Annotated in this window: 10 protein-coding genes; 8 read left to right on the top strand and 2 right to left on the bottom strand. The window is 48.5% G+C overall.

Features of this window, described 5'->3' with window-relative positions:
- Positions 1-171: 171 nt before the first annotated feature.
- The gene (fkpA, locus tag CWB98_RS23155; protein ID WP_138546946.1) at positions 172-942 is read right to left on the bottom strand and encodes an FKBP-type peptidyl-prolyl cis-trans isomerase; all 771 of its coding nucleotides are present in this window, start codon (positions 940-942) and stop codon (positions 172-174) included.
- Between the two features lie 269 nt (positions 943-1,211).
- Between fkpA and CWB98_RS23150 the strand changes: the two genes are divergently transcribed.
- Together CWB98_RS23150 and CWB98_RS23145 are read left to right on the top strand one after the other, a co-directional pair.
- On the top strand, positions 1,212-2,204 hold the full coding sequence (locus tag CWB98_RS23150; protein ID WP_138546945.1) for a WD40 repeat domain-containing protein: 993 nt from the start codon (positions 1,212-1,214) through the stop codon (positions 2,202-2,204).
- Positions 2,205-2,206: 2 nt separating this feature from the next.
- The gene (locus tag CWB98_RS23145; RefSeq protein ID WP_054017639.1) at positions 2,207-2,419 is read left to right on the top strand and encodes a SlyX family protein; all 213 of its coding nucleotides are present in this window, start codon (positions 2,207-2,209) and stop codon (positions 2,417-2,419) included.
- A 28-nt stretch (positions 2,420-2,447) separates the two neighbouring features.
- Here CWB98_RS23145 and CWB98_RS23140 read toward each other — a convergent pair whose 3' ends face one another.
- The gene (locus CWB98_RS23140; protein WP_010386993.1) at positions 2,448-2,648 is read right to left on the bottom strand and encodes a YheV family putative zinc ribbon protein; all 201 of its coding nucleotides are present in this window, start codon (positions 2,646-2,648) and stop codon (positions 2,448-2,450) included.
- A 172-nt stretch (positions 2,649-2,820) separates the two neighbouring features.
- Here CWB98_RS23140 and CWB98_RS23135 point away from each other — a divergent pair, with 172 nt between their 5' ends.
- The 6 genes from CWB98_RS23135 (at position 2,821) to CWB98_RS23110 (ending at position 8,467) form a co-directional block, all read left to right on the top strand.
- Positions 2,821-4,743 (top strand): ATP-binding cassette domain-containing protein, encoded by a 1,923-nt coding sequence (locus tag CWB98_RS23135; RefSeq protein ID WP_138546944.1) that lies wholly within the window; start codon positions 2,821-2,823, stop codon positions 4,741-4,743.
- Positions 4,737-5,180, top strand: coding sequence for a TIGR02444 family protein (locus CWB98_RS23130; protein WP_138546943.1), 444 nt, complete (start codon positions 4,737-4,739; stop codon positions 5,178-5,180). Before CWB98_RS23135 ends, CWB98_RS23130 begins: the two co-directional genes overlap by 7 nt.
- 118 nt (positions 5,181-5,298) lie before the next feature.
- Positions 5,299-5,439: a DUF3149 domain-containing protein gene (locus tag CWB98_RS23125; RefSeq protein WP_010386996.1), complete on the top strand. Its 141-nt coding sequence runs from the start codon at positions 5,299-5,301 to the stop codon at positions 5,437-5,439.
- Between the two features lie 502 nt (positions 5,440-5,941).
- Positions 5,942-6,931 carry a hydrolase gene (locus CWB98_RS23120; protein ID WP_138546942.1) on the top strand — a complete coding sequence of 330 codons (990 nt, stop codon included), beginning with the start codon at positions 5,942-5,944 and terminating at the stop codon, positions 6,929-6,931.
- A 7-nt stretch (positions 6,932-6,938) separates the two neighbouring features.
- Positions 6,939-7,184, top strand: coding sequence for a YheU family protein (locus tag CWB98_RS23115; protein WP_046006938.1), 246 nt, complete (start codon positions 6,939-6,941; stop codon positions 7,182-7,184).
- A 98-nt stretch (positions 7,185-7,282) separates the two neighbouring features.
- Positions 7,283-8,467 carry a dipeptidase gene (locus CWB98_RS23110; protein WP_138546941.1) on the top strand — a complete coding sequence of 395 codons (1,185 nt, stop codon included), beginning with the start codon at positions 7,283-7,285 and terminating at the stop codon, positions 8,465-8,467.
- Positions 8,468-9,218 lie beyond the last annotated feature (751 nt).

Raw genomic sequence — 9,218 nt, 5'->3', positions numbered from 1 at the left:
ACTCGAAGATGAGCTGATTGATAACCTGTACGCTAACCACAGCGAAGATTGATCACACAGAGTGACACTTTAAAGTAGCAAAACAGACAATAAAAAAGGACCAATGTGGTCCTTTTTTATTGTCTGTTTTATCAGCCCCACCAATAGACAAGGCTGGGACAACACAACATATTACTCTGAGTCGTGCGCGTGACCGTGCTCTTTCTCTTCCTGGATTTCAAGTAGTTCTACTTCGAATACCAGCGTAGAGTTCGCCGGAATCTTACCCAGATTACGTTCGCCGTAGCCCAGCTCTGAAGGGATAGTGAACTTATACTTAGAACCAACTGCCATCAGCTGCAGACCTTCAGTCCAGCCAGCGATAACCTGGTTCAGAGGGAAAGTTGCAGGCTGGTTGCGTGAATAAGAGCTGTCAAATTCAGAACCGTCCAGCAAAGTGCCTTTGTAGTGTACTTTAACGATGTCAGTGGCAACTGGCTTTTTGCCTTCGCCTTCGCTCAGCACTTCATATTGAAGACCTGATTCGGTTACAGTCACACCGTCTTTCTTCGCATTTTCGGCAAGATACTCAGCACCTTCCACTTTGTTCTTCTCAGCATCTGCTTGTGCTTTTGCAGTTTGCTTTTCACGTACAGATGAATCCAATGCAGTCAGCACTTCACGAATTTTCGCTTCGTCCAGTTTTGCATTGCCATCCAGCGCATCTTTGAAACCACGCATGATCAGAGCCTGGTCTAACTCAATACCCAGCTCTTTTTTGTCTGCCATGTCTTTTTGCAGGAAGTTACCAACCGATGCACCAATACCATAAGCCTGTTGCTGAACTTCAGTCTCCAGCTTCACTTCTTCAACTTTGGCCGTTTTTTCTTCTGCTTTTTGATTACAAGCGGTCAGTGCCAAAACTGCAGCAGCCACTAAAGATAACTTAATTGTGTGTTTCATGTTTTCTCTCCGACAAACCCAGGCTCAGAGTGCGACTATCACTATCCTGGTTGGGTGTCTTTGTTAAAATTATATTAATCTTAAAAAGGGTGGATGCCACATTAACATCCGAAGCGCATAAAGCCAAATTTCTCTAATTTGACAGAAAATTCATTTCGTGATCGGCGACATTCATATACCGATAGGCTAATATCAGTTTTGTGGCCTCTGCAAATTACCCACTAGTCTACTCGGTGCAAATCATGGAGTTAAGAGGAAATACCGAATTTATGCCCAAAATTTTACGGCACAATGCAAAATATGCCTTATTACTCATCATTTCATCACTATCTGGCTGCTCAGGGGACAGTTCTGACGCCCTGTTAACCGTCGAGCATGCCGCGCGCGGCGCCTTTGCCGCAGCTATTTCACACGACGGGCGTTACAGTTTAGTGTCATCCATCGAACACGGGGTGGTTTTATGGGATAACACCACCCATGGCTTAAAATATCAGTGGTCCCAATCTCAACAGGCCGATGAACTGGTTCACTCGCTGGCCATTGCCCACGATAATTCCAGCGCCGTCACTGCAGCCAATGATCGCTTTGCCGTCTGGCGTTTATCCGACGGCCAGAATATTGGCTATTACCAGATAGAACAAGGCTCCATCAGAGACATCGCAATCAGCAACGAAGGTCGCTATATTCTTTACGGACGCAGCGACAATGTGGTCGTACATCTCGACTTAGATAGCGGCAGACGCATAGAGTTCCTTGGTCATCAAGAAAAAATTAATAGTATTGCGTTGTCACCCAATGGCCACTTCGCCTTAAGCGGCGCCAACGATTACAGCGCCTACTTTTGGGACACCCGTACTGGGCAGGTGATCCACCGTTTTAACCACCCCAGCCGGGTCACTAAGGTCGCGCTGGATCCCGAAGGACGTTATGCGTTTACCGCAGACAGTATGAAAAAGGCCAGTATCTGGCAGCTCACTTCAGGTGAAATCAAAGCGCAATTGCAGTATATTGCGCGGCAAAAGATATTCAGTGCCGTGCGCTTTAATCAGGATGGGCGGTTAATTGCAACAGGCTCACCAAACCGACAACTTACCCTATGGCAGGTTGAAGACGGTGAAAAGCTCGCTACCTGGCGCGTAAAACCACGACAGGGGAGCCGCCCCAAGTCAGCCGTTGTCTTTGATGTCGCATTTACAGGAAACGATGCAACTCTGCTGACAGAAAGCTCCAGCGGCCTGTTAGAACAATTTGCAAGAGAGTAACCATGACAGAACTCGAAAATCGCGTTAATGAGCTGGAAGCCAAAGTGGCGTTTCAGGACGATACCATAGAGACTTTAAACAATGAACTGAGTGCGCATCAGGTACGCCTTGCCAAAATGCAGCGCCAGATTGAATTACTGGCAGAAAAAATTAAAGAAGGTAAAGACTCAGGCATGATGCCGCAGCATCAGGAGCCGCCTCCGCCACACTATTGATACTGTTACGGAGTCGCTCTGGCTCCGATTATTCAGGTCTGAACACACCAATAACCTGTTCAAACTGGCGCGTTGAAGCCTGAACAGCTTCTTTCGGTTGCGTCATAATATGACCACACTTCACACATTCAACTTTTTCAACGTCATGCTCTTTGTACAACATCATCACGTCTGCTTCATGACACTCAGGACAGGATGCTCCTGCAATAAAGCGCTTTTTCTTTCTCACCTTTAGTTACCTCAGGTTAGCTGAACCTTTGACAGTTCAAATGACGATTCATTTCACGGGCCGCACGCCCTGTGGGGCCATTTTATCCTATATTACTCACTGTTGATACGCTTGGAGTGTCTGCGAGGATCCGTGTTATGATGCGTGCATAATCAAACAGTGATGTAACGGTATGATCCAGCTTTCGAATATTGAACTTATGCGCGGTGGTAAAACACTGCTTAAAAATGCCAGTGCGACCTTGTTTCCACAACATAAAGTGGGCCTGGTCGGGGCCAATGGCTGTGGTAAATCTTCTTTGTTTGCTTTGCTTAAATCAGAGCTACACCTGGATGCCGGCGAGTTGCAAATTCCGAAAGACTGGTCCATTGCATCCGTAAAACAGGAAACCCCGGCACTGGCCGTCAGTGCACTGGATTATGTGCTGCAGGGTCACCCTGAATACTATGCCCTGCGCAGTGCGCTGCACAGTGCCGAAGCATCTGGTGATGGTGCCGAACAGGCGCGCCTGCATCAGCAGATAGAAGTGGTCGGCGGCTATGGTATTGAAGCCAAAGCTGGGGAGTTATTGCATGGTTTAGGGTTTAGCAATGCACAACTCAGCGATGCCGTGAGTGCATTTTCCGGGGGCTGGCGAATGCGTCTGAACCTGGCGCAGGCACTGATCCGCGACGCCGATCTGTTACTACTGGACGAACCAACCAACCACCTTGATCTCGATGCTGTTTACTGGCTGGAGCGTTTCTTAAAAGCCTATCAGGGCACGTTAGTGCTGATCTCGCACGACCGCGAGTTCCTTGATGCGGTGGTCGATCAGATCTGGCATGTCGACCAACAACAGCTCAACGTCTATAAAGGCCACTACTCACAGTTTGAACGCCAAAAGGCCGAGCGTATGGCACAGCAACAGGCGTTATACGACAAGCAACAAGCCACCATTGCCCATCTGGAGCAGTTTATTACCCGCTTTAAAGCCAAAGCCAGTAAAGCTAAACAAGCGCAAAGCCGGGTTAAGGCGCTGGAGCGGATGGAAAAACTGGCCCCCGCTCATGCAGACTCACCGTTCAGTTTTGAGTTCAGTAATCCGGACAACATGCCTAACCCACTGATGACACTGGATCAGGCTCAGGCCGGTTATGGTGACGTGACCATATTACACAAGATTAAACTCAACCTGGTGCCGGGCAGCCGTATCGCCCTGCTGGGCCGCAACGGCGCTGGTAAGTCAACGCTTATCAAACTGCTCGCAGGTGAACTCTCCCCGCAGGCAGGGGAAGTATTTCAGCATCAGGGGCTCAAAATTGGTTATTTCGCCCAGCATCAGCTGGAATCGCTGGATCTCAGTGCCAGTGCTGTGACACACCTGCAACGTCTCGACCCGCAAGCCAGTGAGCAATCACTGCGCGATTTTCTGGGTGGCTTCGCCTTTAACGGCGACAAAGCACTGGAGCCGGTAAAACCGTTTTCCGGTGGTGAAAAAGCCCGCCTGGTGCTGGCCATGCTGGTGTATCAAAAACCGAATCTGTTACTGCTGGATGAGCCGACCAACCACCTGGATCTGGAAATGCGCCATGCGCTGGTCATGGCACTGCAAGGCTTTGAGGGCGCGATGGTCACCGTATCCCACGACCGCCATATGCTTAAACACACCGCAGACGAATATTACCTGGTCGATCAGGGCGAGGTGAGTGCGTTTGGTTATGATCTGGATGCCTACTATCAGTGGCTGCTCAACGCCAATAAAGAAGCGGTGCGCAAAGACAGCAGTGAAGACAAAGCCCATTCGAGTGTAAACCGTAAAGAGCAAAAACGCCTGGAAGCCGAGTTCCGCAAGGCCGTTCAACCGCTGAAAAAGTCCATAGATAAGCTGGAAAAAGAGCTGGATAAGCTCAGTGCTGCACTGGCTGAGGTGGAAACGGCGCTGGCCGACAACGACCTGTACTCAGAGCAAAATAAAGGCAAACTCAGTGAGCTGTTGGCTCAGCAGGCTAAGCTGACGCCTGAGCTGAATGACACCGAGGAAGCCCTGCTTCTGGCGCTTGAAGAGCTGGAAGAGAAACAGGCGCGTTTCGAGCAAAGTGGCGAGATATGCTAGACGCTGCAGATTTCTGGACCTATGCCTGCACGCAGTATGCTCGTGCAGGTATGCAAGATGCGCTGCTGAGCTTGCAAGAAAGCGAGGATAAAAACGTTAATCTGATCCTGCTGCTGATGTATCTCGACGTACACAGCATCTCGCTCACAGCTGAACAATTTGCAGGACTGCATACTGTGTGCGAAACCTTTGACCACACAGTGCTGCATCCCCAGCGCCAGGTGCGCGCCACACTCAAACAGCAACACCAGCACTATGCGCAATATGCCGAGCTGCGCCAGCTTATGCTTAAAGCGGAGCTGGCCCAGGAGAAGCTACAGCAGTCACTGCTTCTCGACTATCTCAATCAGCACCCCCAGCAACCAAACCCGTCTGCGGACAATCTAACTCACTACCTGACACCCGCTCAACAGGGCCTTATCCCCGCAAAAACATGATCGGGATCAAGCAATTTACCAAGTCCCGCATGGGCACTGGTGAAACTTGATCTTGATCATATCTGGTCTGTGCATGCTCGACTAAGATTACCTCATCGACAAATCAGGAGGCACAGACATGAACGTATTCTTCAGAGACTTTTTTACTGACCCAGTGTTATTTCTCTCTTTCGGCATCTTGGGCGTGGTAATCGTACTGTGTTGTTTCTACGTCTACTACTTCATCAAGAAAGTACAAGAAGCAGAAGTACCTGAGTAACAGTCGACACTCTTTTATGTTATTCGAAACATGTTGTTAAAACGTTAAGCAATTAGTTCCCGTTCTAGAATTAAGCACGACGCACAAAGCACCTTATCAGCCCTGCTGATCGGGTGCTTTTTATTATACCAATTTCACTTAATACCTGTTCAATTTGAAGGAGCAAATAGGACGCTAACGGCGTTAAAAATTTCTTATTTAGAACAACTAAATAGCAAAATTTTCGCCTCGCCTATATGGATGTAGGTGCCTCAGCGGTAGCAGGACGCGGGAGCGGTGTTATCGACCCTATTTTCTCGCCTCAAAATAGAACACTTAATTAAGCAAATTGGTATTATCCGAACATTTTTTGGGTTATTTCCCCCAGTTTGATACACTGCTCTCATTTCAGGCTCATCATACCAGTCTCGCCAATATCGCGGACAACACAGGAACAAACTACGATGCTACTCTGGGTATGAGCTTCGCCGTTGCAGAGGTATTTACAGGAAATTCGAACCACATGTTAAAGCCGTCAGAGTTAACCTTTCAACCCGCCTGGTGGATGCGCAATCGTCACCTGCAAACCATTTTGCCCCGCATGTTCAGGCCAACCCTGAAAGCCGATGTGCGCTATGAGCACCTCGAAACACCCGATGATGACTTTTTAGAACTGGCCTGGGCCAATAAAGGGGATCAGCAAGCTCCACTGGTTGTCGTGCTACATGGGCTGGAAGGTAATATCAATAGCTTCTATGCCAAAGGGCTGCTCCGTGCCCTGACCGCCACCGGGCTGGATGCCGTATTGATGCATTTTCGCAATTGCTCGCGTCAGGTAAATCGTCAACCCAGAGCCTACCACAGCGGCGAAACCGGCGATCTGGCATTTTTGCTCGACACACTGAAACAACGCTTTGTCGACCGCCCCTTGTATGCGGTAGGATTTTCACTGGGCGGTAATGTGCTGGCCAAATACCTGGGGGAGCAAGGTAATAACAGCCTGCTGGATGGGGCCGCGGTGATCTCAGCACCCTATCATTTGTCGTCTTCCTGTCAGGTGATCCGCAAGAGCTGTTTTAAGCTGTATCAAAAATACCTGCTGGATCGCATGAAGCGATCATTCGCCCGTAAGTTTGATCAGATAGAGCACGCCTTACAGATCGGCCGCGACGAGATACAACAGATCCGCGATCTATGGCAATTTGATGAGCGGATCACGGCGCCATTACACGGTTTCAAAGGTGCTGAAGACTACTACGCCAAGGCCAGTGCTCAGCCCTATCTAAAACAGATAGCCACGCCAACCTTGCTGATCCACGCAGCCGACGATCCTATGCTGTCGAGCCGTGCGGTGCCCACTCAGGATCAGATCAGTGATCAGGTCACGCTAGCGGTGTCTCAGCGTGGCGGTCATGTCGGCTTTATTGCAGGTCGTAATCCTTTTAAGCCTGTTTTCTGGCTTGAGCAGGTCGTACCGGCTTATTTGCACTCATTACTAACTCACCGAGTTTAAATAATTTATGATCATTCCATACCAACAACTGGACCCAACCACACTGAGCAACCTGATTGAGCATTATGTGCTACGTGAAGGCACCGACTATGGTGACAGTGAAGTCAGTACAGAACGCAAAGTCGAGCAGGTTCACGCGCAGCTCAAGTCGGGTGAAGCTCTGCTGGTTTATTCTGAGCTACACGAGTCGGTGAATATTGTCTCAAAAGCCCAGTTTCAGGCCATGCAGGCACAGGAATACAACTACGAATAAATGCGGTCAGCCCCGCAGGCTAGCCGACAGAATAGATTGTAGATAAACGCCAACTTGCTACAATCGACACACACTACAAAGAATAACAAGGTCAATCCATGAAGTTACCCGCTACACTCTGCGCACTGGCTTTAAGCCTGTCGAATGCCTATGCCAACGATATTCAGGCGTCTGAACGCGCCAGACACATTGCTAAGCAAAATATTCTGATCGATACCCACATCGATGTGCCCTATCGTATTTTGGAGCACTGGGAAGACGTGACTAAGGCCACTAAAAGCGGCGACTTCGACTACCCTCGCGCAGTGCAAGGCGGCCTGAATGCGCCGTTTATGTCGATCTATATTCCCGCGAACCTGGAATTTGAAGGCAAAGGCAAGAGTTACCAGCTGGCTAACCAGTTGATCGACGGGATGGAAGCGCTGGCACAACGTGCACCGGATAAATTCGCGATGGCCTACAACACCAAAGACATCTATCGCCATTTCCGCGAAAAGAAGATCTCTGTCGCGATGGGCATGGAGAATGGCTCACCGATTGAAGGTGACATGGCAAACCTGAAACACTTCTTCGATCGTGGTGTGCGTTATATCACACTGGCCCACTCGCAAAGTAACCATATTTCCGATTCGTCCTATGACATTCGTCGTAAATGGAAAGGCCTGAGCCCGTTTGGTAAAGAGCTGGTCGTTGAAATGAATAAGATTGGCATGCTGATCGACGTCTCACATATTTCAGATGCTGCGTTTTATCAGGTGATGGAACTATCTAAAGTGCCCGTGATCGCCTCGCACTCTTCATTGCGTAAATACACTCCGGGCTTTGAGCGCAATATGGATGACAAAATGCTGAAGGCGCTGAAAAAGAACGGTGGTGTTATTCAGATCAACTTTGGCTCCAGCTTTGTGACCAATAGTTCTCGTACCTGGTACGATAAACGTAACGAAGCAGAAGAGCAGGCGACCAGCCAGGGCAAGAGTAAAACCGATTTCAGAGCGGCGTATCGCGCGAAAAACCCCTTCCCATATGCCACCTTAGAGCAAGTACTGGATCACATTGACCACGTAGTTAAGCTGATTGGTATCGACCATGTGGGCATTGGCTCTGACTATGATGGTGTGGGTGATTCTCTGCCTATCGGATTAAAAGACGTTTCAACTTACCCTAACCTGGTACAGGGTCTGCTAGACCGTAACTACACCGAAGGACAGATCAAGAAAATCCTAGGCGGCAACACCCTGCGCGTCTGGCGCCAGGCAGAAGAATACGCCAAACAGTTTTAATACCCTGTGAGAAGTGGTCACGCCACTTCTCATTTTCCCCCACTCTTTGAGTTACTTTGCCTCAATTACACTCACAGCTCTTTCATATCCTTAATTAATCAAATAGACTTAATTTGAACAAAAAACGTTCACATATTGGCGAGAGCCTTCAAAAAATAGATAAGGAAATATCCATGAAACTGAAAATCAATAAGAAAAAGCTTTAATCACTGACACAGGATAACAAAGTTCAGCTTGAGCAAACTCCTCAGGTAGCCGGCGCTGGTTTTGGCACAATGACGGGCACCACAAGACCTGGCACTACATGTCAGGATACATCGCGCTGTGCATCGCGCCAAAATTTATCACGCTGTTGTAATATCACCGCTCAGGCCAGTTGTAATGTTGGTCATAGCTGTCTGTGCTAATTGAGCGATAAGTGCCTTATTCGTGTGTGCAAACACACGTATAAGGCCTACCAGTCATTCCTGCTAAGGCCGTTGAAAAACCAAGCTCATCATTACTCTCCCCCTACCGCATTCGATAACTTACAAAGATACTCAGCAACAGGAATATTTGAGACTAGACGCAGAAGCGCTGAGGCAAATGTAATAAAACTAAAAAACGTGTTGATAATTGAGCGTGATGAGAGAAACGTAAAACGATAAATTTAAGTAAAGAAATAAGATAGGTGGTGACAGGAAGACTTATCTATAAAGTTAGATATTATCGAGGTTTTGTACCGACGACCTTCGGCGTTACCACTCAGAAA

Origin of the sequence: Pseudoalteromonas rubra, assembly GCF_005887115.1 — a bacterium.
GTDB classification, from domain to species: Bacteria; Pseudomonadota; Gammaproteobacteria; order Enterobacterales; family Alteromonadaceae; genus Pseudoalteromonas; species Pseudoalteromonas rubra_F.
The sequence above is the reverse complement of the archived record's forward strand: the minus strand, read 5'-3'. Positions and strand labels throughout refer to the sequence as shown.